This is a genomic window from Corallococcus sp. AS-1-12 (assembly GCF_020036995.1).
GTDB lineage: Bacteria > Myxococcota > Myxococcia > Myxococcales > Myxococcaceae > Corallococcus.
On record NZ_JAIQDD010000002.1, the window covers coordinates 252219 to 276329 of the forward strand.

Consider the following 24111-nt stretch of genomic DNA (forward strand, 5'->3'; position numbering starts at 1 on the left):
CGCACCCATGAGCTTGAGCACGAAATCCCCTGGCGAGGTGTTCGCGGCCGCGGTCCAGAAGCAGGGCACGAAGGCGCACGTGGACTACGACACGTCCATCGTGGACGCGTTCCCCGGCTTCAAGCGCCGTCCGCGCATCGCGGTGCGCGGCATGTTCAAGACGGCGAAGGCGGAGCGCGACCCGGTGCCGTTCTGGTACGAGACGCACCCCCAGACGAAGCCCACCGGGCCGGTGCAGGACGTGGAGCTGCGTCCGGAAGCGGGCTTCGAGTTCCACCAGGACACGCAGGCGCTCAAGCCCACGCGCGCGTGGATCCAGGTGCCGCGCAACCTGCTGGAGGACTCGCAGTCGCTGGCGCAGTTCATCGACTTCCGGTTGCTGGTGCGGCTGAACACGGCGGAGAACCAGGCGCTGTGCATCGGCAAGGGCGGGGAGGGCGTGCGGGGCCTGATGCACACGCCGGGCATCGTGCGGCTGCCGGCGAAGAAGAACGCGGTGGCGTCGCTGCTCAACGCCTGCGCGCAGGTGGAGCAGATGGGCGGGTCCGCGGACGGCATCGTCATCAACTCGTTGGACTTCTACGAGCACCTGGTGGGCCAGCAGTCGCTCCTGTCGGACCTGGCGGCCATGGGCATCCGCCTGTGCCGCACGCGCATGGTGAACCCGGGCACCCTCATCGTGGGGGACTTCACGGCCGCGGCGACGCTGTATGACAGCCAGCGCTCGGTCATCCGGTTCGCGGAGCCGCCGCCGGGCATCTTCCCGCGCGAGGGACTGGCCGCCTATGGCGAGGTCTACACGACGCTCGCGGTGCACCTGCCCACCCACTTCTTCGTGGCGTCGCTGACCTGATGGCCTCCGCGAGCGCGAAGGGCGAGGGCGCGCGGCTCACGGTCCTCTACATCACCGGCTGGTGCCGCAGCGGCAGCACCATCCTGGGCAACGTCCTCAACGAGGTGCCGGGCTTCTTCCACGTGGGGGAGCTGAGCTTCCTCTGGAAGAACGCGTACGGGAACGGCTCCAACACCCTGTGTGGTTGTGGCCAGCAGTTGTTGGAGTGCGGCATCTGGAACACGGTGTTGACCTCCGACGTGCCGGCGGGCCTGACGCCGCGCGCGCACGCGGAAGAGGTGGTGCGCCGGCAGCAGGCCGCCGTGCGCACGCGGCACACGCTGCGGGTGCTGGACGAGGCGGGGGACTCGCAGGCGCTCCAGTCTCACGCGGACTTCCTCGCGCGGACGTACCGCGCCATCGCGAGGGCGACGGGGAGTACGGTGCTGGTGGACAGCGGGAAGTTCCCGTCCGAGGCGGCGCTGCTGCCGCGAGTGGAGGGCATCCGGCCGCTGTACCTGCACCTGGTGCGCGACCCGCGCGCGGTGACGCACTCGTGGACGAAGACGAAGCAGTACGTCGTCCCGATGTCCGCCGCGCGCAGCACGGCGTACTGGTTGGGCTTCAACGCGGCGTCGGAGGAGGTGACGCGGAGGTTCCCCGACCGGTCGCTCTTCCTGCGCTACGAGGACTTCATCGCCGCGCCGGACCGCGCGGTGGACACGGTGTTGGACCTGGTGGGCGTGCCGCGCGCGCAGAACCCGGTGAAGGGCCGCACGGTGGTATTGGGGAAGAACCACACCGTCACCGGCAACCCGGACCGCTTCCGCAGCGGACCCACGCTCCTGCGCGGTGAGGACGACGCGTGGAAGGGAGAGCTGGCCTCCGGAGCGAAGGCGCTCACCGTGGCGCTCGCCTGGCCGCTGATGGCGAAGTACGGGTACTTCAGCGGAGCACGGCGCGCACCCATCGGAGGGTCCGCGCCGGACGCAGGCGCGGAGAGCCGCCCCTGAGCCTGCGGACATGAGCCCTGTCTCCACGGAAGAGAAGACGAGAGACCGGCCCGGCCCCCGTCGGAGGCGCACCGAAAAAACCTGTCCGACAGTCGGACAGGTTCGGAGGCCCATGGAGGGATGCGCCAGGGCCCGCCAGGCCCTGGAGACCTGTCGGACAGGTGTTGGAGACCCGAAGCCGGAGATCGTGTCTCGCCCGAACCGCGAAAACCTGTCGGACAGTCGGACCGGGCTCGGAGAACCGAAGCCTGGGGCCACGTTCCGCCCGAGCCGTGCAAACCTGTCGGACAGTCGGACCGGGCTCGGAGAACCAAAGCCTGGGGCCACGCTCCGCCCGAGCCGCGAAAACCTGTCGGACAGTCGGACCGGGCTCGGAGAACCGAAGCCTGGAGCCTCGTTCCGCCCGAGCCGTGCAAACCTGTCGGACAGTCGGACTGGTTTTGAAGAACCGTGGAGGGGGCGCCGCTCCATCCGGTCAGCGGAAACCTGTCGGACCGGGCTCGGAGACCCGAAGCCGGGGCTCGCGTCCCGTCCGAGCCGCGACAACCTGTCGGACAGTCGGACAGGTCTTGATGAATCGTGGAGGGGGGCGCCGCTCCATCCGGTCGGCGGAAACCTGTCGGACAATCGGACAGGTTGTGGAGAACCAGGGCTGGGAGCCAGGGCTCCCACAGGGCAGAGGAAACCTGTCGGACAGTCGGACAAGAGTGGGCGCCCCGCGGATGCGGCCGTCGTTTCACCTGGGGCGTGGAAACTTGTCCGGCAGTTGGGCCGGTCTTGTCGCACCGCATCCGGGCGGCCGTCGTTGCATCTGGGCCGTGCAAACCTGTCGGACAGTCGGACCGGTCTCGGAGACCCGAGGCCGGGGACCTCGTTCCGCCCAAGCCGGGGAGCTCCCCGGACACTCGGACCGGTTCTGGCGCACCGCAGCCGGGAGCAGTTGTTCCAACCGGGCAGCGGAAGCCTGCCGGACCGTCGGACCGGTGCTGGTGCACTGCGGCCGGGGGCAGTTGGTCCAACCGGGCAGCGGAAACCTGTCGGACAGTCGGACCGGATTTGGCTCACTGCGGCCGGGGCGGTTGGTCCGACCGGGCAGCGGAAGCCTGTCGGACTGTCGGACAGGTTTGGGCGCTCCGTGGCTGGGGCGTCGTTCCATTCGGGCTGCAGAAGCCTGTCGGACTGTCGGACTGGTTTTGGCGCACCGCGGCCGGGGCGGTTGGTCCGACCGGGCTGCGGAAACCTGTCGGACTGTCGGACAGGTTTGGGCGCTCCGTGGCTGGGGCGTCGTTCCATTCGGGGCTGCAGAAGCCTGTCGGACTGTCGGACAGGTTTTGGTGCTCCGTGGCTGGGGGCGTCGTTCCATCTGGGGCTGTCGGACTGTTGGACCGGGCTGGGCGCTCCTTGGCTGGAGGCGTTGTTCGTCTGGGGCCGCGGAAGCTTGTCGGACAGTCGGACAGGTTTGGGAACGTTGTCGCTGGAGGGCTTCCTGCCTCGGCCTGGCGGGGAAACTTGTTGGACAGTCGGACAGGTTTGCCCGTTCCGGGTGGGGGGGCGCTGGGACGGCTGGCGATTCGCGGGCCGTAACCCCGGGGCTGTGGGGACCATGAGGGACGACTGGGGTAACGCGGCCCGGGCCGGTGCGAAGTGCTCGGGCAGGGTGTCTGGGGCTGGGTGACGATTGCCGTTCCCCGGGTGGCTTTCGTTGTGTCGTGCGGGGCCGGGCTGGATGGCCTCGACCCGTGCTGGTGCGGTTCTTTGTCGTGCGGCGCTTTCGTTCGGCGGCCGTGCGCCAACTTCTGGAGGGACGCGGATGGAACTGGGACTCGCCAACAAGGTCGCGCTCGTCGCTGGTGGCTCCAGCGGGCTGGGACTCGCCGTCGCGGAGGAACTGGCGAAGGAGGGCGCGCATGTCGCCATTGGCGCTCGGGATACGGACCGGTTGGCCCAGGCGGAGGCCCGGCTCAAGTCCGTGGCCCGGGGCGGCCGGGTCATGGCGACTCGCGTGGACGTGAAGGACGACGCGGACGTGCGCCGCTGGGTGGAGGACGTGGCCGCGAAGCTGGGCGCGCTGCACGTCGTCGTCACCAACAGCGGGGGGCCTCCTCCCGGCCCGGCCTCCTCCTTTGGCGTGGACGCGTACCGGAACGCGACGGACGCGGTGCTGCTGCCACCCATCTCTCTGGCGCTCGCGGCGCTGCCCCACCTGAAGAAGGCCGGATGGGGACGCGTGCTGTTCATCACCTCGGAGACCGTGCACCGGCCCGTGGCCCGCTTCGCGCTGTCCGGCTTCGCTCGCATGGGCATCGTCGGCTTCTCCGCCGCGCTGGTGCAGGAGCTGGGCGACGCCGGCATCACCGTCAACGTGCTGGCGCCGGGCTACATGCGCACGCCTCCGGTGGAGCGCACCGCCGGCAACGCGGGTGACGTGGAGGCGGGGCTTCGCGCCATGGGCGCGCACATCCCGCTCAAGCGCGTGGGGCTCCCGGAGGAGTTCGCCGCCGCCGCGGCGTTCCTCGCCAGCGAGCGCGCCTCCTTCATCACCGGCACCGTGCAGCTCGTGGACGGTGGCGCGAGCGTCATCGGATGAGCGCCACCTCCTCCGCCCCGTCCCGCCGTCCCGTCGTCGTGAAGATTGGCGGCGCGGCGGGCGTGGACCTGGAGAATGTCTGCTCGGACGTCGTGGAGCTCGTCCGCCAGGGCGAGCGCGTCGTCGTCGTCAACGGCGGTTCGGAGGCCGGGGAGCGGCTGCTGGGCTCGCTGGGCCTGGAGCGCCCGGAGGCCACCACCGCGAACGGCAACGTCGTGCGCCTCACCTACGCGCCCACGCTCCGCGCGCTCACCATGGCGTGGGTGGGCGAGGTCAACAAGGCCGTGGTGCTCGCGCTGCTCGCGAAGGGCGTCACCGCGCTGGGCCTGTGCGGCGCGGACGGCCGCGTGCTCACCGCTCGCAGGCGGCCACCGCTCAAGCTGCAGGACCCCGGCGGACGGATGCGCATCGACCGCGAGCACCTGGCCGGTGAGGTCTCCTCGGTGAACTCGGCGCTCCTGGGGACGCTGCTGGAGGGCGGCTACGTGCCCGTCGTGTGCCCTCCCGCGGTGACGGAGGACGGCGTGCTCGTGAACGTGGACGCGGACCACGTGGCGTCGTCCATCGCGGCGGCGCTGGGCGCGAGGGCCCTGGTCATCCTCTCCAACGTGCCGGGGCTGCTGGCGGATCCGAAGGACCCTGCCTCGCTGGTGCGCTCGAGCGACGACGTGGAGGGCTGCATGCCGCTCGCGGGCGGCCGCATGCGCTACAAGCTGGAGGCCGTACGCCGGGCGCTGCTGGGCGGCGTCCCGACCGCGTACGTGAGCGCGTCGCGCGTGGCGCGGCCGGTGTTCTCCGCGCTGGAGGAGGCGGGCGGTACGAAGTTCACCCTTCGCGAGGGAGGCAGGGCGGATGCGGACGCGTGAGCCAGGCGTCGACTTGTTGCGGTGGATGGTGGAGCAGTACAGCCCCAGCCACCAGGAGGCCTCCTTCGCCGGAGCGCTGGTGGAGCGGCTGGGCGCTCGCGGCTGGCGGGCGCACACCGACGCCGTGGGCAACGCCGTCGCCCGCTACGGTGACGGGGACACCGTCATCGCGTTCCTGGGCCACATCGACACCGTGCCCGGGGAGGTGCCCGTGCGGCTGGAGGGGCAGAAGCTCTACGGCCGGGGCGCGGTGGACGCCAAGGGGCCGCTGTGCGCGTTCATCGAAGCCGTGGAGCTGCTGGACGACGCGGAGCGCGCCGGCAAGCAGTTCCTGCTCCTGGGTTGCGTGGAGGAGGAGGTCGCCATCACCCGCGGCGCCCTGCACGTGCGCGACCAGTACGCCCCGGACTTCGTCATCAACGGCGAGCCCAGCGGCGCGCACGCGGTGACCATCGGCTACAAGGGGCTGCTGCGCCTGGACCTGGAGCACCGCGCCAGCCGCCGCCACACCGCGAGCCGCGACTACCGCGCCGCCGCCGAGCACGTCATCGACGCGTGGAACGCGCTCAAGCGCCTGTGTGACGACTGGAACCGCGAGCGCCCGTCCCTCTTCGAGCAGAACCTCCCCTCCCTCAACGCCTTCCACACCGGCGCCACGGAGACGGAGGAGTGGGCCACGGCCGCCGTGAGCATCCGCACCGGCCCGTCCACGGACACCGACGCGCTGCTCGCGGCGCTGGCCACCGTGCCCACCGTGACGGTGCGCACCGTGGCGCGGAAGAGCGCCGTGTCCACGAATGGCAACGACGCGCTCTCCCGCGTCTTCAAGCAGGCCATCCGCGAGCGCGGCGTGAAGCCCACGCTGCGCCTGAAGACGGGCACGTCCGACTGGAACACCGTGGCCTCCGCGTGGGCCGTGCCCACCGTGGCGTACGGCCCCGGCGACGCGGCGTTGGACCACACGCCCCACGAGCACATCGACCTGCCGGAGTACGAGGAGGGCGTCGCGGTGCTCGCGCGCGTGCTGGCGCTGCTGCCCGTGAAGGGGGCCGCGGGGGGCTGAAGGCTCAGGTGCCCAGCGCGGCCAGGCCCCTGGCGCGCAGGGTCCGCATCCCCACCACGATGCCGAAGAAGAGCAGGGCGCAGCCCGCGGTGATGGGCCGCACGCCCACCCGGTCCGACAGCGCGCCCTGGCCCCAGACGCCCAGGATGTAGCCCGCGTTCACCAGGAGCAGGAACAGGCTGCTCACGCGCGCCTGCAGCTCCGGCGGCGTGCGCGCCTGACACACCGTCTTCAGGCCGGTGAAGGCGACCAGGTACACCGCGCCCAGGATGAACAGCGTCACCAGGGCCACCGGCAGCGTGGGGGAGAGCCAGTACGCGGCGGAGCACAGCCCCACCAGCAGCAACGACGTCTCCAGGAAGGCCCGCCGCCCCATCCGCGCGGCGAGCGCGCCGGAGCCGAACGCCGCGATGACCGCGCCCGTCCCCTGCGCCGTGAGCAGCATGGACGTGGTGGTCGCGTCCCCGCCCAGCACCTTCAGCGCGAACACCGGCACCAGCCCCACGAAGGGGGAGATGAGCAGCCCCACCAGCGCGCCCGAGCCCAGCGCGAGCGCGATGCCCGGATCCGTCCACGCCAGCCGCACGCCGCGCATGATGCCGGCCCACAGCGCCTCTGCCTTGGGAGGCAGGGTGCTCGCCGCGCCGCGCATCGCCGCGAGCGCCAGCAGCACGGCGAGGAAGGACAGCGTGTTGACGAACAGCGCCCCGGCGATGCCCACCTTCGTCAGCACGAGCGCGGCCAGCACGGGGCCGATGATGCGGCCCAGGTTGAACTGCGCCGAGTCCAGGCTGAGCGCGTTGTGCAGGTCCTCCGGGGGCACCACGGCCACGGTGAGCGCCGTGGCGCAGGGGATGACCAGCGTGCTGAACGCGCCGTTGAGCAGCGAGATGGCCGCCACCCACGGCACCGACAGGTTGTTCGTCCCGGCCAGCACCGTCAGCAGCGCGGCGAGCAGGGCCTGGACGCAGATGCACACGGCCATGAAGGTGCGCCGGTCGAAGCGGTCCGCGAGCGCGCCGCCCAGGGGCGCGAGCACCAGCGAGGGCAGGTGCGTCAGCGCGGCGACGCCGCCCGTCCATGCGGCCTGGCCCGTCACCTGCGTGACGTAGACCCCCAGCGACACGGACTCCATCCACGTGCCGATGTTGGACACGAGCGTGCCCAACCACAGAAGGGTGAAGTCGCGATGGGACAGGGCCCGGGCGGAGCCCGAACGGGAGAACAGGGAGGTGGCCACGGAGACACTCCTTCTACAGCGCGCCCCTGACGCGTGCTCGGTGGGCGCACGCCTACACGGTGGTTGACTCCCTGGCCGCCATGGGAGACGGGGAAAGCCATGACGCGGCACAAGGTTCTCGTGGTTCCCCGGGAGATTGCCGGCGAGCGGCTCGACCGGTTCCTGACGAAGCACGTCCCGGGCCTCACGCCGGAGCGGGCCCGGGCGTTGCTGGACGCGGGCCGGGTGCGCATCCGGGGCAAGAAGGCGCAGGCCACGCGCAAGCTGTGGGGTGGCGAGGAGCTCACCCTGGAGACGCCGGAGCCCCGGCCGTCGCCGCATGCCTCGCGGGAGGGGCCGGAGCTGCCGGTGCTGTACGACGACGCGGCGCTCGTCATCGTGGCGAAGCCGCCGGGGCTGGTGGTGGAGCCGGAGGGGCGGGCGGCGTCGGTGGTGGGGCTGCTCGCGGCGCGGTGCCCGCCGTTCGACGTGGAGGGCGTGGCCCAGCCGGGCGTGGTGCACCGCTTGGACCGCGAGACGAGCGGATGTCTGGCATTGGCCCGGACGGATGACGCGGTGGCGGCGCTCTTGAAGGCGTTCCAGGAGAAGCGCGTGGACAAGCGCTACCAGACGCTGGTGCTGGGCCGCCCGCCGGACACGGGGCACCTGGAGGGGCCGTACGCGAGGGACCCGAAGGATCCGCGCCGCTTCACGACCCGCGTGCCCTCCGCGCGCCGGGCGGCGCTGACGTTCACGGTGCGCGAGCGGTTCCGGGAGGGGGCGCTCCTGGACATCGACCTGGACACCGGGCGCACGCATCAGATCCGCGTGCAGTTGTCGGAGGCCGGGTTCCCGGTGCTGGGGGACTCGCTCTATGGCCCGGAGGAGGCGCGCAGGCACCCGGCGGCGCTCGCGGTGGGGCGTCAGGCCCTGCACGCGTGGCGGCTGGAGGTGCCGTCCTCCGCGACGGGACAGCTCGTCCAGGTGGAGTCACCGCCGCCGGAGGACTTCCAGCGGGGGCTCACGGTGCTGCGCGGGGGCGCCTGATACCGTCCGGGCACCGGGCGGATCAGGGCAGCACACTCACCGGGTGTCGTCCTCGGCGTCGGGCTCGGGCGGCTCCAGACGGGCCTGCCGTTCACTGGCCTCCCAGGAGGCCTCGGCGTCACCGGCGTGCACGCGGGCGGCGGCCGCGTCGTCCTGGTCTCCGGTCCACGTGGTGTGCCCGCCCGCGAACCCCTCCAGGGGGCGAGCGCCGCGACGCGACTCCACCTCCAGGTCCTTCTGCTCCTGCTCGCGCAGCCGCTCGCGCTCCTGCTCCCGTTCATGCTCGTGCTGCTGCTCGAGGATCCTGTCCGCCATCGCGCCTCACCTCCTGCCCCAAGGTGGGGTGCGTCCGCGCGGGGCGGCAGGGGGCGGCGGGCCCTCCGTGCACGGCCGCATGCCTGGCGTGCGGTCGGCGGCACGGGCGTCCCACGGAGTACGCTGGAGGAGCCCGTGGGAGCCGGGTCTCTGGAGGAGCGCGGCGCATGAACACAGGAGTCTCCATCGTCGCCGATGACACGCGGAGCTGGGGAATGGAGACCCCGGGCCCTGGCCTGCTGCTGCACGTCCCCGCAGCGGGCCGCTGGGCGCAACGGCCCGCCATGCACCTGGACGCGGCTCCCGGCTACCGCATCCGGCTGCGCGGCATGCGACAGACGCTGCTCTGGACCCGCATCGACTCCTACTGGGACCGCGCCGTCTTCCTGAGGGGAACGGCCCTCTTCCCCCAGGTCCTGCCGCCCCTGTCCGCGCCCGAGGTCCGGGCCGTGGAGGCCGCGTCCGGCACCGGGCCCTGGTGGGAGGCCTGGGCCTGGCGGGTGGCGCGTGCGCTCGTGGAGGCCCCGCTGCCGGTGCTCCACGCCGGCTCCTGGTGTCTGCGCCCCGTGCGCGCCATCGCCGCGGAGAAGGCGGAGCGGCATCCCGTCTCCCCCATGGAGTGGGGCTTCGGTCAGCCGCCCCTGCCGCCGCATTCGCTCTCCGCGGTGACGCGGTTCCTCACGGCCTGGAAGGAGGACTGGTGGGAGTCGCTCCCCGAGCAGCGGCCGGGCGCCGTGCTAGCGCTTCGCGTGCCCTCGTCGCCGGAGGATGGACGCGTGAAGAGCTGGCGCAAGCGCGCACGGGACGGGACGTTGCCGCCCGTGCTGCTGCTGTACGTGGACATCCTCGCGAAGTGGCTGGTGCTGGATGGTCATGACCGGCTGCACGCGGCGCTGCTCGAAGGCGTGGAGCCTCCGCTGCTGGGCTTGTGGCCCTTCGTCACCCCGCCGCGTCCCGCGAGCGCCGTGCGCGAGGAGGGCGCCCTGTTCAGCGCGGAGTTCCAACTGCGCGCGGGCGCGACGCCAGAGACCGTCGACCGCGTCAACCGCATGCTGGTGCACAGCTTCACCCCCGACCCCAGGGGGACCGTCTCGCGCGCCTGGCCCATCCCGGGGGGACGCGAGACCTGGCGCGAGGAGGTCACCACCCGGCGCCGCAGGGGCTGGCTCCCGCCGCTGGAGGACAACGCCCTGGACTGGCTCACGTAGACTGCCCGGCATGCTTCGTCCGCACTTCGAACGCCAGACCACCGCCCGGCTGCTGCTCCGCGCCATCCGCGAAGACGACCTGGCCGCGGTCTTCGCCCTCCATTCGGATCCGACGACGAACCAGTTCAGCCGCCGTGGCTACATGCAGACGCTGGACGACGCGCGGCGGATCATGGGCCTCTGGCTGGAGGACTGGGCGCGCGAGGGCGTGGGGTACTGGCTGGTGGAGCGGCTGGAGGCGCCCGGCGTCGTCGTGGGCTTGGGCGGCCTGCGCCACAAGGAGCTGGAGGGCCAGCGCGTGCTCAACCTCGCCTACCGCTTCGTGCCCCAGACCTGGGGCTCCGGGTACGCCACGGAGGTGTCCCGCGTCGCGCTGGCGCTGGCGGCCCGGCACCTGCCGCAGGTGCCCCTCGTCGCCATCATCTACCCGGAGAACGCCGCGTCCCTCCGCGTGGCGGAGCGGCTGGGGATGCACCTGGACCGCCACGTCACCGAGGACGGCATCCCGAACCGCGTGTATGTGATTCGCTGACGCTCGCGTCAGCGCGGGTCGAAGGAAGCGCACACGCGCACGCCGCTGCGCACGTCCCGCGCGGTCGCGTCGCCGGGGGACAGGTCGGCGCTCGCCGCGACGAACGAGTCGTAATACCAGGAGCCTCCCCGCAGCACGACGCTGCCGAACTCCGGCGTCACGGAGCGCGTGAGCTCGTAGGCGTTGCCCGCCATGTCCCGCAGGCCGAACGGGCTCACCGACGCGGGGTGCGTCCCCACCGCGTCCGGGCCAAAGGCCAACGGCCGCCGGTCATACGTCGCGTCGATGTTGGCGTCGTCGGGCTGGAGCTGGTCGCCGTGCGGATAGCGGCGGCCGTCCGCGCCCCGGGCCGCGTACTCCCATTCGTGCTGGCCGCACAGGCGCGCTCCCGGCAGCCGCTTCGTCCGGTGGAGCCAGTAGAAGTAGCCCTCCAGGTCCTGCGCGGAGACGCCGGACAGCGGCAGCCGCTTCCAGTCGACGCTCGCGTGGCGCGTGCGCTCCGAGTAGAGCAGGGGCTCGCCCTCCTTCGCGGTGCGGAACTCCTCGCGGGTGCGGTGGAAGGTGAAGACCCAGCCCGTGCCCTGCCGCCACCGCAGCGTGATGGTGCCTCCGTCGCCGAAGTGCGGCTGTTCGAGGATCCTCCTCGCGGGCGCGTCCGGGGGCAGGTCCTCCAGGTAGGTCAGCCAGTCTCCGAACGTCACCTCGTCGCGGCCCACCAGATAGCCGCCGGTGAGGCAGTAGCGGTGCATGGGCGGGCTGAAGGTGAAGCGGCGCACCACCTCCGGCTCCGCGCTGCCCAGGAGGAAGCAGCCCGGCGGGATGTAGACGTAGCCCTCCGGCACCTGGGTGGGGAGCGTGAGGCGCAGCGCTTCACGCGAGCCGTGCGTGAGGAACACCGGGACGTCCAGGGGCACCCGGCCCGGCTGCGTGACGTGGAGCAGGTAGGAGCCCTCCGGGAGGACGAAGCGCGAGCCTCCCGCGGCCGGCACGGGTTCGCGGCGGAAGGGCCCGTCGCTCCGCAGGACGCGCGTGATGGACACGCGGGCCCCTGGTGGCGTGCTCTCGACCAGCAGCTCCGCGGGCTCGTGGAACCGCCGCAGGGAGGCCTCGCCCTCCCTGGCGGAGTCCACCTCCTGCTCCAGGCGCTGGAGCCACGCGTCGCGCTCGTGGCGCTGGTGGAAGGCCTCCGCGAGCAGGACGCGCTCGGACAGGACCTCCGCGATGAGCCGGCGCGTGTCGGCATGGTGGCGGTCGCGGTCCAGGCCGCGCTCCAGGCTCCGGCTGGCGCGGGTGAAGGCGGCCTCCGCCTGGTCGCGCAGGGCGAGCGTCTCCGTCCAGCGCTTCTCCGCGGCGCTGCGCAGGCCCGTGGCATCCGTCGCGGTCTCCGGCCCCAGTGAGGAAGGAGGGCGGCCGTCGAACATGGCCAGCGACTCCTCGCGGCTCGCGAGCGCCCGCGCGGCGAGGGTGCGGCCCGAGGCCAGCGCCTCCTTCGCGGTGCCCAGCTCCGCGGCGATGTGGCGCGCGTCCTCCAGGTACGCCTGAAGCCGGAGGCCGCCATACGACGCCAGGACGGCGAGCGCGAGCACCAGCGCGGTGAGGCCCCGTCCCCAGCGCGCGCGGCGCACGGCCCGGTGGGACGCCCGGAGGAAGGCCTGCTCCCGGGGGCCCAGCGTGGTGGGCTCCAGCACCCGCACCTCATCCAACTGGCGCTGACCCCAGAGGGCCTCGCTGGCGCGGCGCAGGCGGTCCCACTCCGCGCTGGCCGCCTCCACGCGCTTGCGCAGCACCCGGTGCCCGATGTCGTCGTCCAGCCAGTCGCGCAGCGTGCCCCAGCTCGAGATGAGCGACTCGTGGGCGATCTCCCAGCGCGGCAGGCCGCTCACCGTGCGCGTGTGCAGCAGGCGGCCCTCCACGAGCATGCGCAGCGCCGCGCGGGAGGTGTCATCCGAGGCGTCCGCGAGGTCCTCCGCGCCGCGCTCGATGCGCGTGCCCTCCGCCGTCACCAACTGGAGCAGCAGCCGCCGCGCCGCCGCGTGCTCCGCGGGGCTCATGCGCGCGAGCACGCCGTCCGCGTGCCGGGACAGCGCTCCGGCCACGCCGCCCATCGCCTCCAGCGCCGAGCGCGTGATGCGGCCCCGCGCGGCGTCGCGGCGCTCCCACAGCTCCGCGAGCGCGAACTGGAGCAGCGGCAGGCTGCCCACGCCATGCGCCGTGGAGTCGACGAGCGTCCGCACCAGCTCCGGCGACTCGAAGGCCACGCCCCGCGCACGGGCCGGGCCGATGATGGCCTCGCGCACGCCCTCGGGCGACAGGGGCCGGAGGATGTAGAGCGCCCGCTCCGCCTCCTCCCCCAGGCCCGGCAGCGCGCACAGGCGCGTGAGGAAGTCGCCCCGCACCGCCAGCAGCACGTGCACGCCCGGTGACGGCAGGGCCAGCTCTCCCAGGACGCGGGCGAAGTGCGCGGCCTGCCCGGGGTCGGAGAGGGTGAGCAGCTCCTCCAACTGGTCGACGAAGAGCAGCAGCCCCCGCCCGCGTGCATGCGCCTCGCGCAGCGCCTGTCCCAGCCAGGCCGGCGTGTCCGTGAGGGCGGTGACGAGCTCCGCCTCCCTCCGCCCCAGCACCGGCGCGAGCGCGGCGGCCAGCGCTTCGAGCGGGCGATGGCCGGGCCACAGCGTGACGACGTGCGGCTCGCGTCCGTCGCCCAGGTCTCCGGCCGCCACCCGGGGCAGCACGCCCGCGCGGCACAGCGAGGACTTGCCCGTCCCGGAGTCGCCAGCGACGAGCACCAGCGGCCGCGTGCGCAGGCGCTCCAGCACGGCGCGGATGTCGCCCTCGCGTCCGAAGAAGAGTGCCCGGTGCTCGGCCGCGAACGGCGCGAGCCCGCGATAGGGATTGCCGGCGCCCAGCGGCGCGGGCGCGATGGAGCGCTCCAACTGCTCCAAGGCCTCGCTCAACGCCTCCGCTGAGTTGAAGCGCTCCAGCGGCTCCACCGCGAGGCAGCGCTGGATGAGGGCGGCGAAGTCGGGGTCCACCTCCGGGCCCAGCGCGGCGCGGGGCGGGGCGTCCTCGGGCCTCCGCGAGGCGCGGCGGGGCACCTGGCCCGTGCACAGCTCATGGAGGATGAGGCCCAGCGCGTACAGGTCGCTGCGCGCGGAGGCAGGGCCCCCGGTGAGCACCTCCGGCGCCAGGTAGGGCAGGGTGCCCACGAGCAGCGGCGAGCCGGATGCCAGCTCCGAGCCCACTTCGAAGCGCTCGGCGAGCCCGAAGTCGAGCAGCTTCACCTCTCCCTCGCGCGTGACGAGCGCGTTGGAGGGCTTGAGGTCGCGGTGCAGGACGCCCTGGCGGTGCGCCGCCGCCAGCCCCCGCGCCAGCCCCACGCCCAGGGACAGCACCCGGCGCCACGGCACCGGCAGGGGCAGCTCCGCGAGCGTCTCGCCGACGACGTACTCGGAGACGATGTACGGGTGGCCGTCCACCGCGCCCACGCTGAACACGCTGACGATGTTCGCGTGTTGCAGCCGCGCGAGCGCCCGGGCCTCCGTGGTGAACAGGTCGCGGAAGCGCTCATCCGGCCGCGCCGCCGCCATGAACTTCACCGCCACGCGCCGGTCCAACGACGTGTCATGCGCCAGGTAGACGATGCCCATCCCGCCCCGGCCCAGCGGGCGCTCCAGGCGGAACGCGTCGAACGACGGCGGCGGCGTCCAGGGCTCCGGCTCCGGCGGCGGCAGCAGGTCCGTCTCCCGCGCGTCGGGGGGCTCCGCGTCCTCCACGGACGAGCGCTGGATGCCGGGCGTGAGCGTGGCCAGCAGGCTCCGGCACTCGCTGCACCCCGAGGCGTGGCGGTGCACCTGCGCCAGCGCCTCGTCCGTGAGCTGGTCCTCCAGGAGCTGGACCAGGACGTCGTCGGTCAGGCAACTGGAAGGGAGCGCGCTCACGGAGTGGGGGCCCTCACGCTAGTCACGCCGCGCGCGGCGTTCAATGACACACGCGGACACGGCGCCACGCACCGCGCGCGAGACGCGCTTGGGGCGCGGGCGGGGGCCCGGCATGGTATGGCGTTGCCATGTCCCAGGTGTCCGCACTGGCCACGACCTTCCTCTCGCACACGAAGACGCGCTTCGTGGCCCTCTCGCCGGAAGCGCTCGCGGAGTTCGACGCCTTGCTGTCTCGCGCCTGGGAGGACGCGCAGGCCCGCTGGCCGGGCATCCCGCTGCCCGCCGAGCGCTTCGTGACCCACGTCGCGGAGCGGCTCCCCCCGGCGAGCCCCACCGCGCCGGTCGCGCCGCTCGTCTCCGCCCTGTCCCTGCTGGAGCTGTACCTGGCGTGCGCGTGCCTCCAGGGCCACTCCGCCGCGCTGGAGGCCTTCGAGCGCCACTACCTGTCCCGGCTGCCGGAGCGGCTGCGCAGCCTGCGCCAACCGGACGCGATGATCGACGAGGTCCGCCAGCGCGTGGGCGTGAAGCTCCTGGTGGCCAGCGCGGGCCAGGTGCCCGCCATCGCGGACTACACGGGGCGGGGGGGCCTCTTGAGCTGGGTGGTCGTCATCGCCAGCCGCATCACCCACAAGCTGCGCGGGCAGGAGAAGCCCTCCACGGAGGACGACGCGGAGGAGCTGTTCAAGGCGCTGCCCGCGCAGGGGCTGGACCCGGAGCTGGACGTGATGAAGCGCCGCCACCACGCGGCCTTCCTTCAGGCCGTGCGCGAAGCCGCCGCCACGTTGTCGGCCGAGGACCGCCATCTGCTCCGCCTCCACTTCGCCGACCGGCTCTCCACGTATGAGATGGCGCCGCTCTTCCGCGTCAACCAGTCCACCATCTCCCGCTGGCTGAAGCGGGTGCAGCAGCAGGTCTACGCGGAGACCCGGCGCCGCCTGCAGGAACAACTGGGCCTCTCCACGGAGGACTTCCAGAGCTTCATCGCCTTCGTGGACAGCCAACTGGACCTGACCTTGAGCCAGCTCCTCGACGAGAAGCGCGAGCCCTCGTCGGACGGCTGACCTAGCGCGCTCGCGCGGGGTCCGCCTTCGGGGGGCCATAGGAGAGGTTGCGCAAGAGCGCGGCCCCGGGCTTCACGTCGCCGCGGCGCACCGTGCACGCCTCTCCGTCCTCGCGTGCTTCCGCCGTGTCCGCCTGGAACCGGCCGGGGCACTCCTGGAGGATGCCCTCCAGCGCGCGGCCGTCGCGGGTGCGGGACAGGCAGGTGGCGCCGTCGGGCGCCCAGGCCGCCTCGAAGGACCCCTTCGCCGGGTCCCACTCCCGCGTCACCTCCGTCGCGCGCTCCAGCACGCCCAGCCCGTCGTAGATGTCGATGGTGGTGTCCTGGCGCGTGTGGCTCCGGCCGTTGCCGCAGTAGTCCGCGCGGGCCAGCCGGGTGCACGCCTGGTGGAGGCCGGCCAGCGACTGCCCGTCGCGCGTGGCCCAGGGCGCGTAGCCCCAGAGGATGCACTTGGAGATGGCGCCGTTCTCACACGCGAAGGTGATCCGGTCCGCCGCGTCGGCGTGGGCGCCGCTCGCGTCCCACACGCCGCCCACCGCCAGGGCCCGGGGCGCGGGAGAGCGCTCCAGCGCGACGCAGGGGTTCTCCCACTCGCGCGCCACGGGGTTCCAGGCCTCGATGCGGTAGAAGACGCGGGTGGGGTCGTCCGCCGCGGGCTCCGCGCCGCAGAGGGCCACCTCCACGGGCTTGCCGTCGCTGGCGGTGCCCTGGAGCACGGTGCCCACCACGTCGCTGGCCGTCGCCCCGGCCTCCGGCGCGGGGACGGGCCACAGCCGGCCATTCTCGAAGCGCAGCGCCTTCACCCCGTCCTCCGCCTGCCGGGGGGCGTCCAGCGCCACGGAGACGAGCACGCTGGTGCGCTCGTCCGTCGGCTTCTCATCCCAGCCGCGCTTGGTTCCCCACAGCATGGTGCCCTGGGGCCGGGCGATGCGCTGGGCCGTCTGGGACTGGCACCGGCGCGCGTAGCGCTCGGCGTCGGTCGGGCCGCTCACGGTCCGGGTGGGGGCGGGCTTCGGGGCGGCGGCGGGCGGCGCGGCCTGTCCTGGCGAGGACAGGAGCAGGAACAGGCACACCGGCAGGGTTCGGAAGGACGCGCTCATCGCTTCGGATGAGACCCCGGGCCCGAAATCGATGCACGGAATCCGTCCGCCCCCCGCACGGGGCCGTCAATCCCAGCCGCGCAGTTGGACGCGCACCCGCCGCAGCAGCAGGTCCCACTCCTGGCGCTTCAAGGTCGCCATCACGCGCCCGGTGACGATGGTGAGGCCGGTGAGGGTCATCACCAGGAAGCCGATGCGGTGGTCCCGGAGGCCCGCGTCCAGCAGGTTGGCCACCACGTCCAGGAGCAGGAACAGCGTCCCCAGCGCCAGGTAGGCGCGGATGCGCAGGGCCATGCCCACCGCCACGCCCAGAAGACAGACAGCGCCGAAGACAATCGCATACGTGCCGTCCGTGGACTCGCCCATGCGGGCCGCCAGCTTCGCCGCCGCGGGCACGTACAGGAGCAGGCCGCCCAGGATGCGCACCGCGTTGCGCGCCGCGTGCGGGAGGCTGGACGTGAAGAGCTGTCCCATCATCAGGAGCAGCAGCCCCAGCGGCGCCAGGTACACCTCCAGCCCTTCCAGGCCGAACGCGAGCGCGGCGATGAGCAGCGCCAGGTTGCAGGCCGCCGCGGCGAACGCGCCGAACATCCGGCTGCGCTCCACCGCGCCCAGCGCCGCGTACAGCAGGCCGGAGCCTCCCGCGAGCAGGGCGGCGTCCCCCGTCGCGTCGTTGGGGAGGATGAGCGCCACCGCGATGGGCAGGAGCGCCGCGAACCGCCGCGTCGCCTGCTCCACGGGACGCACACCCGCCCTGCGCGCCAGCACCGTCACGCCGACCAGGACGAAGCCCAGCGACAGCGCGAAGAGGGCGTCATGCTCGGGGCGGAGGCCCTGCGCGTACAGCCCGCGCACCAGCGCGTAGACGCCCACCACCGCGAGCTGCACGAAGTAGACATGGCGGCCCGTGTGCTCGCGCCACGCGGCGTGCAGGGACACGCCCACGGCCAGCCCGATGGCCGCCAGCGCCACGGGCAGCACGTCCTCGGAGGCCTGACCTCCCACGGCGACGGCCGCCAGCAGCGCCGCGCTCGCCACCAGCCACAGGTCGCGGCCCCACCCCATGCCTCCCGCGACGTCGCTCCGGCGGCGGGACGTGATGCGGCGGGCGACGTGGAGGGCCAGCGCGCTCCATGCGGCGGCCAGCGCCAGCTCCGCTCCGGACCGGGTGAAGAGGGGCAGGTACGTGGGGTCCCAGGGGGCCCTGGCCTGCGCGAGGAGCGCCAGCCCCGTGGCGACGACGGCGCCCCCGGCGGCCATCGTCCCGAGCCCCGCGATGAACCCGGCGAGCGCCCCGCGCCACTGGAAGGCCGCCACGAGGAGCGCAGCGGAGAGGAGCCCCAGCGTCAGGGGGAAGGCGGAGGACCTCATCCATGCGCCCGTCAGCCCCGAGATCATCTCCCACACGAGGAGGGGAACCGCCAGCGTCGAGGACGTGTGCCCTTCGATGGCCAGCGCATACACCATCGCGGCGATGAAGTAGGGCAGCACGGCCAGGTGGGCGCGCAGCCGCGTGCGGCCCTCGTCGAGGCCCCGCCGCTTGGCGAGCCAGGGCGCGACGACCACCACCCCGAGCCCCAGCAGCGCCAGCGTGGGGCCCGGCCACGGTTCGAGGTGCGGCGTCAGGTGGGCCAACGCATGGACGAGCAGCAGGAGTCCCAGGCCCAGCAGGCCGCGCCCACGCGCTCGCGCGCCCCCCACGAACAGCACGGCACCGGTGGCGAGGACGAGGTCCGCCGCGAGCACACCGGGTTGGAAGAAGGCCGCCCCCGCCACGAGCACCACGGCGGTGAGCGTTTCCCGGCTCAGGGCCTGGAGGAACGGGCCCGGGCGGTCATCGGTGCCCAGGGACAGCAGCCGCCGGAAGAACGCACGTCCCGCGTCCACCCGGGCCACCGCGACGGCGAACACCGCGTAGACGAGCCCGGCGGCGGCGATGCCCGCGAACGCCTGCTGCCACAGGAGGAAGTGCGTGCTGCCCGGAGGCATCCAGGCCGCGGGGTGCAACCCGCTCAGCGAAGGGCTGATGAGGTGCGCCGCCGTGGCGCGGATCCACTGCCCGTCGGGAGGCCGCAGGGCCACCAGCGGGCTCCCGAGCAGCGACTGTTGCGCGGCCCAGAGCGCGGCGCCGGGGAGCCCCAGCAGGAGCCCCCCATGCGCGAGGACGCGCGAGCGGAACGAGGCCGCGAGCAGGACCGTCAGCAGCGCCGGCCCCAGCACCAGGAGCGGAGGCACCAGCCCCAGCGCGCGAGACGGACCCGGCAGGCCCACGACGACGGCCGAGCGCAGGAGCAGCACGGCCAGCACGGCCACGCCCAGGTGGGGCACCGCGTGGTACAGCGGTCCGTGCCTGGGGTTCTCCAGGCGCTGGGCCACCCACGGCCCCACGCGCCGGAGCACCAGCGCCAGGGCCCACAGCGCGATGCCGATGAGGGGCAGGCGCCACGCGGACACATCGGGAGGAAGCGGCCGGCCTGCGCGATTGACGACCCCGGTGAGCGCGATGAACCCGCCGCTCACGGCGAGCGTCACCACCGAACCGCGCAGATGGAACGCCACGAAGCCTCGGGACACGAACGCCAGCAGCGCGCCCGCCGTGAGCAGCCCGCCCGCGAGCAGGGCCCCCGGACGCCCGGCGCTGTCGGGCAGGGCGACCCAATTGACGAGCGTGATGACCGCGAGCACGGCCTGCACGAGCGCTGCGCCCGCGAAGCCGTCCGTGAAGAGCGGCCGTCCCCGCGCGCCGAACGGCAGGGGGACGACGTCCAGCAGCCGCCGGCCCTTCACCCTGTCGAGGCCCGGGCCGCGAAGCATCGCGAAGAGCGTGAAGCCGAAGGCCAGGCCCGCCGCCACGAGCGCGGCCCGGGCCGAAGCGAAGTCGGAGACCGTCCCCAGGCCCTGCGACACCGTGAGCGCGAGCCCCGTGGCCGCCAGGAAGCCGACGAGCCGGCTGCCATCGCGCCGGACGCGAAGCAGCAGCACCGCCGTGGCCAGCGCGGTGGGCACGCAGGCGAGCAGCGCCGCCTGTGAGCCCGCGACCTCCGCGAGCGCATCCGGCAACACGGGCGCGACCCCCAGCGCCCGAGCCACCCCGAGCGCGGCGATGCACAGCGACAGGTCCTCCAGGGGCCGGAGCGCGTCCCGCAGCCCCTGGCGCTCCAGCCACGCGGACTGTGCGAGCCCGCCCAGGCCATAAAGCACCGCCGCGAGCGCGAAGACGCCCAGGCTCGCCGCGCTGGACGCGAGCCACGGAGTCCCGTCCACCGCCGACAGCGCTCCGAAGAGGAGCGCGACACCGCCCAGGTAGTGGAGGCCCCGCCACCTCCACCGCCCCGCGAGGTGAGCCGCGAACGCGATGACCGCACCCGTGTACGCCTGGGGCCAGGGCGCGCTCGTCCCCTGCGTCCACGTCACCGCGGAGAACGCGGGCATCGTCGCCAGCGAGACGACGACACTCCACGCGAGCATCCGGTTGCGAAGGACGGCGGAGGACGTCACGCGCGCCAGGAGCATCAGCCCGGACGCCACCGCCGCGACCCCGAAGCACCACCACGCCGGATCGCCCGGCGCCTGCACGCGAGCGACCAGCGCGCCCGCGAGCAGCGAGGCCATGACGGCCGGGTGCACCAGGGCCCGCCGACGGAACTCCAGCAGGAAGAAGACGAGCGCGGCCAGCACGGGCGCGCAGGCGGATGCGGTATCCACCCAGGTGTCCTCGCCCGGGAAGACCGAGAAGGCGCCGAGCGCCCCCGCGAGCGCGCCGCAGGCGACCACCGCGTGCGCCAGCGTCTCGAACACCGGAGCCGCGCGGGGATGGGCCGCCCGGACGGAATCCGTGGACGCCCCCGCGGCTACCACCGCGCCCAGCGCCACCGCCCACAGCACGAGCCCCGCGAACAGGGGCGCCCCCGGCTCCAGCGCGTTGAACCCGGAGGGGCTGCTCGCCACGCAGAAGACCGCCAGCCAGAGCGCGCCGTAGAGCGCGGCGCCCACGCTGGTGAACGAAGCAGTACCCGACCGAGCCCGCCACACCGAAGCCGCCAGCGCCACCACGCCCGCGAACGCGCACAGCGCACGCAGCCAGGGCGCGTCGTCCCAACCCATCAGCGGCAGCCCCGCCAGGAGCGACGGGAACAGTGCCACCGCGAAGGACGTGGCCGAAGTCCCATGCCACAGCCGCCCCGCGGCCCGGAGCGGAAGGAGCGCGATGGCGGCGACGCCGAGCGCGGTGGGGATGCCAACGGCGGGCGTCAGGGCCACCAGGGCCGACAGCGCGATGAACACCACCGGCAGCAAGGCGAGCCCGATACTCGCGAGCACGCGCCCCGCCGACCGGGAGCGCCGTGAAAGGAACGCGCCCAGCCCGATGAAGGCCGCGTGGTAGCCCAGCAGCGCGCCCGTGACGATGAGCTGCCGGGGAACTCCGCCCAGCGCCCGCCACGCCTCGCGCACGCCCATGAGCGAGCCGCCCAGCACGAGCACCGCGCCGAGGAACCACCAGATGTACTCGTTGAGCCGGGGAGGGTTGTCGCCGTCATCGAGCGCGATGACGGCCTCCAGCCCACTGCCTCCCAGAGAGTCCAGGTGCCCCCGGCCGAACAACGCCTGACCCGACCCCAGCGCAGATCCCAGCTCCTCCTCGCTGGAGGACTCACCGTCCTGCGGAGCCACCAAGCTCCGCCGTGCCGCCCGTGCACGCTCCACCCGGGCTGCCTCGTTGCTCAGGACCTCCGCGCGGGAGGACTCTCCGCCGTCCAGCGGCGACAACCGCAGTGCCGCCTGTGCACGACCCGCCCGGGCTGCCTCGTCACCCAGGTCCTCCACGCGAGAGGACTGTCCAACATCCAGCGACGACCGCAGCCGTGCCGCCTGCTGTTCCCGCTCCGCCCGCGCCGTCTCCTCCAGCGAGTGCGCGAGCGAAGCCAGCCACCCCGGTCGCCAGCCGCCCGCGCGACGCAGCGAGTGCGCCACGCCATCCGCCCAGGCCTCCACGCGCGCCGCGGAGTCGAGCACCGGCTCCTCCGGAACCCCCACGGCCTCGGGCAATGCAACCTCTGGAACGCTCGCGACCGCTTCAGGCGGCGCCGTGAGCGAGGCCTCCAGCCGGTCCGCCGTGGCCGCATCCAGCAGCCCATCGAAGCGCCAGTGCTCGATGCGCCGTCGCATCCGCGCCAGCACGAAGTCATCCAGGTGCCGCCCGGCGGCGGGCACGAGGGCGGCACCGCACTCCGGGCACAAGGGCCCGGAGTCCGGCACACGCGGTTCCGTACAAGCAGGACAGAGCATGTGCGTCAGCATACCGGGCCGCCCACACCCGGAGTGCCGTCCCTGGTGACATTGTCACCACGGGGAGCCCGGCCATGGCCCTCCACGGCCGGGCTCCCCGTCATGTCCGGACTACAGACCGTCCGGGTAGCACCAGCCGGTGGTGCGGTCGTAGCCGCCACCGGACAGCGGGTAGTTGATGAAGCCCAGCTCCTCGCCCGGACCGCACTCCGACCGGGCGCGCTTGTAGGGCTGGCACTTCGTCTGGCCGTTCAGCGTGATGCACGCGCCGCGCGCCCCTTCCGTGCCGCAGAACGCGGCGTAGCCGTTGCTGCACGTCTCACCAATCAGCGCGGGGTCGAACGCGAAGCCGAGCGGCTCCAGGACCGACTGCTCGATGCACAGGCCATGGACGCCGCAGACCGTGCCCATGGGGCAGCCGGGGACCGCGGCCATCGGGTCGCACGTCTTCAGGCACTGCCGGTCATCCGTGACAGGGCGCCGGTGTCCGCCACGAACAGCTTCTGGCCCGCCGTGCCCGCGTCCTGGTAGCCATAGACGCACTGCTCGCAGGTGAAGAGGTTGGCGCCGCCGGCCGCCAGGTCATGCACGCCCGGCGCCGTGTTCACATCCAGCCGGACGAACGCCGTGTCCTTCAGCGCCGGGTCTCCCAGGCCGTTGAACGTGCCCTGAGAGGTCGGCTGACCGCCGTACATCACCGGCGTCAGTTGGACGCCGTTCGACAGCGCGCCCATGGTGATTTCGGTACACCCCGCGGGTGGGGTGAGCCCATGCGCCTGCTGCTCCAGGACCTTCGCCTGCTCTTCCGGGTTGGGGGCTTCCTCGCGCGGCTGGGGCTCCACGGCACAGCCCGTCAGCGCCAGGGAAAGCACCGCGCTCCAACGCCACGCACGAACATGGCACCCGCACCAGCCGGTGCCGCCAATTCACGTACCATCGGGCTCTGACACTGCCGGTGCTATGGCTTCTTGTTGCGCTCCCGCAACGCCTTGCACGGGTCGTCCTCCGGCATGGCCGGCGTGAACCAGACGTAGTCGTAGGGCAGGGAGGTGGCGCCAACGACAGCCGCGTAGTCCTGGGGGCTCAGCGCGTCCGGTGACACCTCCAGCAAGGCCACGCTCAAGACCGTGACGTCCTTCACGCGGCGCTCCAGGTGCGCGGGGACGCCCCGGTCCTTTCGGACGTGGCCGTTGCCGGTGATGAGGATCGCGCCGTCCCGGGGCACGGTCTCCAGCAGCCGGTCCGCCATCATCGCGTCGCGCGCCCGCTGCGCCAGCGCCATGGGCTCCAGCATCTGCTGGGGAAGCTGTCCGCAGTGCGAGCGGTCCAATTCCTCGCGGACCGCCTGCGCCTCCGCTTCGGGCACGGGCGCCTCCAATCCCAGACGCGAGCGCAGGTCGGAGGGGAGCGCCTCCGGTCCCTTCATCACCAGCTCCCGCACCTGCGCGCGGGGCAGGTTGGCGGCGACGATGGGCAGGCGCGCCTGGAGGCCCGCGGCGAACACGGGCGCGTAGAGGCTGAAGGCGGGCCAGCCGCTGTTCGCCCAATCCACCGCCTTCGCCAATCCCTCCACGTCCTCCGGATGGGCCTTCAGCGCCGCGTCCACGGCGGGCTGCTGCGTGACGTCCAGCATCTCGAAGGCGAGCGCGGGCCGCTGCCCGGAGGCCGTCCTCGCGCGCACCAGCTCCGCCTGGAGCCGGTGGTGGTCCGGGTGGTCGTGCCTTTCACCCAGGAGCACGAAGCGCGCGGGCACCACGGCCGCGCGCAGGGCGCTCTCGTCCACGAAGCGGCCTGCCGCCACGTCCCAGACGCGGCCCACCAGCGGGTGGTCCCGGTACAGCGTCGTGGCCCACTCCCGCGCGGGAGGAGGGGAGGGCTGCTGCCTGCTGGCACAGCCAAGGGACAGCGCGAGGACGAGGAGGAAAGGGATTCGCGTCATCCCGTCATCTCACCCAGACCGCGCCGCCATTGCCCGTCTGAAAGCGGTGCGACCGCCGCTCCTGGACACAAGGAGGGAGGGCCCCAAGGCCCGGGGGAGCCCCGTC

Annotated in this window: 17 protein-coding genes; 9 read left to right on the plus strand and 8 right to left on the minus strand. The window is 73.2% G+C overall.

Annotated features, from left to right (window positions below; translation table 11 throughout):
* Nucleotides 1-7 precede the first annotated feature (7 nt).
* From K8556_RS03435 to K8556_RS03455, 5 genes are all read left to right on the plus strand, one after another.
* The gene (locus tag K8556_RS03435; protein WP_223738563.1) at nucleotides 8-853 is read left to right on the plus strand and encodes a family 3 encapsulin nanocompartment shell protein; all 846 of its coding nucleotides are present in this window, start codon (nucleotides 8-10) and stop codon (nucleotides 851-853) included.
* The gene (locus K8556_RS03440; protein WP_223738564.1) at nucleotides 853-1845 is read left to right on the plus strand and encodes a sulfotransferase; all 993 of its coding nucleotides are present in this window, start codon (nucleotides 853-855) and stop codon (nucleotides 1843-1845) included. The genes K8556_RS03435 and K8556_RS03440 overlap by 1 nt, the downstream gene beginning before the upstream one ends.
* 1810 nt (nucleotides 1846-3655) lie before the next feature.
* Nucleotides 3656-4432, plus strand: coding sequence for an SDR family NAD(P)-dependent oxidoreductase (locus K8556_RS03445; protein ID WP_223738565.1), 777 nt, complete (start codon nucleotides 3656-3658; stop codon nucleotides 4430-4432).
* Nucleotides 4429-5298 carry a [LysW]-aminoadipate kinase gene (locus K8556_RS03450; protein WP_223738566.1) on the plus strand — a complete coding sequence of 290 codons (870 nt, stop codon included), beginning with the start codon at nucleotides 4429-4431 and terminating at the stop codon, nucleotides 5296-5298. Before K8556_RS03445 ends, K8556_RS03450 begins: the two co-directional genes overlap by 4 nt.
* On the plus strand, nucleotides 5285-6361 hold the full coding sequence (locus tag K8556_RS03455) for a M20/M25/M40 family metallo-hydrolase (RefSeq protein ID WP_223738567.1): 1077 nt from the start codon (nucleotides 5285-5287) through the stop codon (nucleotides 6359-6361). Before K8556_RS03450 ends, K8556_RS03455 begins: the two co-directional genes overlap by 14 nt.
* A 4-nt stretch (nucleotides 6362-6365) precedes the next feature.
* Here the strand turns inward: K8556_RS03455 and K8556_RS03460 are convergent, their stop codons facing one another.
* The gene (locus K8556_RS03460) at nucleotides 6366-7601 is read right to left on the minus strand and encodes an MFS transporter (protein ID WP_223738568.1); all 1236 of its coding nucleotides are present in this window, start codon (nucleotides 7599-7601) and stop codon (nucleotides 6366-6368) included.
* 99 nt (nucleotides 7602-7700) lie between these two features.
* Here K8556_RS03460 and K8556_RS03465 point away from each other — a divergent pair, with 99 nt between their 5' ends.
* Nucleotides 7701-8627, plus strand: coding sequence for an RluA family pseudouridine synthase (locus K8556_RS03465; protein WP_223738569.1), 927 nt, complete (start codon nucleotides 7701-7703; stop codon nucleotides 8625-8627).
* A 36-nt stretch (nucleotides 8628-8663) separates the two neighbouring features.
* On the opposite strand, the gene K8556_RS03470 is transcribed toward K8556_RS03465, so the two are convergent.
* On the minus strand, nucleotides 8664-8942 hold the full coding sequence (locus tag K8556_RS03470) for a hypothetical protein (protein ID WP_223738570.1): 279 nt from the start codon (nucleotides 8940-8942) through the stop codon (nucleotides 8664-8666).
* A gap of 167 nt (nucleotides 8943-9109) precedes the next feature.
* Between K8556_RS03470 and K8556_RS03475 the strand changes: the two genes are divergently transcribed.
* Both K8556_RS03475 and K8556_RS03480 read left to right on the plus strand, forming a co-directional pair.
* Nucleotides 9110-10150, plus strand: coding sequence for a hypothetical protein (locus tag K8556_RS03475; protein WP_223738571.1), 1041 nt, complete (start codon nucleotides 9110-9112; stop codon nucleotides 10148-10150).
* Between the two features lie 10 nt (nucleotides 10151-10160).
* Nucleotides 10161-10682: a GNAT family N-acetyltransferase gene (locus K8556_RS03480; RefSeq protein ID WP_223738572.1), complete on the plus strand. Its 522-nt coding sequence runs from the start codon at nucleotides 10161-10163 to the stop codon at nucleotides 10680-10682.
* Nucleotides 10683-10690: 8 nt separating this feature from the next.
* Here the strand turns inward: K8556_RS03480 and K8556_RS03485 are convergent, their stop codons facing one another.
* Entirely contained in the window at nucleotides 10691-14620 is a 3930-nt protein-coding gene (locus tag K8556_RS03485; protein WP_223738573.1) for a bifunctional serine/threonine-protein kinase/formylglycine-generating enzyme family protein, read from the minus strand.
* A gap of 128 nt (nucleotides 14621-14748) precedes the next feature.
* On the opposite strand from K8556_RS03485, the gene K8556_RS03490 reads away from it, so the two are divergent.
* A complete protein-coding gene (locus K8556_RS03490) occupies nucleotides 14749-15681 on the plus strand; it encodes a sigma-70 family RNA polymerase sigma factor (RefSeq protein ID WP_223738574.1) in 933 nt (310 codons plus the stop codon).
* A 1-nt stretch (nucleotide 15682) separates the two neighbouring features.
* On the opposite strand, the gene K8556_RS03495 is transcribed toward K8556_RS03490, so the two are convergent.
* The 5 genes from K8556_RS03495 to K8556_RS03515 form a co-directional block, all read right to left on the minus strand.
* Nucleotides 15683-16780 carry an ADYC domain-containing protein gene (locus K8556_RS03495; RefSeq protein WP_223738575.1) on the minus strand — a complete coding sequence of 366 codons (1098 nt, stop codon included), beginning with the start codon at nucleotides 16778-16780 and terminating at the stop codon, nucleotides 15683-15685.
* Nucleotides 16781-16846: 66 nt separating this feature from the next.
* Nucleotides 16847-22078 carry a hypothetical protein gene (locus tag K8556_RS03500; protein WP_255651342.1) on the minus strand — a complete coding sequence of 1744 codons (5232 nt, stop codon included), beginning with the start codon at nucleotides 22076-22078 and terminating at the stop codon, nucleotides 16847-16849.
* Nucleotides 22079-22177: 99 nt separating this feature from the next.
* Nucleotides 22178-22501 (minus strand): hypothetical protein, encoded by a 324-nt coding sequence (locus K8556_RS03505; RefSeq protein WP_223738577.1) that lies wholly within the window; start codon nucleotides 22499-22501, stop codon nucleotides 22178-22180.
* A gap of 14 nt (nucleotides 22502-22515) precedes the next feature.
* Nucleotides 22516-22938 carry a hypothetical protein gene (locus tag K8556_RS03510; protein ID WP_223738578.1) on the minus strand — a complete coding sequence of 141 codons (423 nt, stop codon included), beginning with the start codon at nucleotides 22936-22938 and terminating at the stop codon, nucleotides 22516-22518.
* 86 nt (nucleotides 22939-23024) lie between these two features.
* Nucleotides 23025-24005: a ChaN family lipoprotein gene (locus K8556_RS03515; protein WP_223738579.1), complete on the minus strand. Its 981-nt coding sequence runs from the start codon at nucleotides 24003-24005 to the stop codon at nucleotides 23025-23027.
* Nucleotides 24006-24111: the final 106 nt, after the last annotated feature.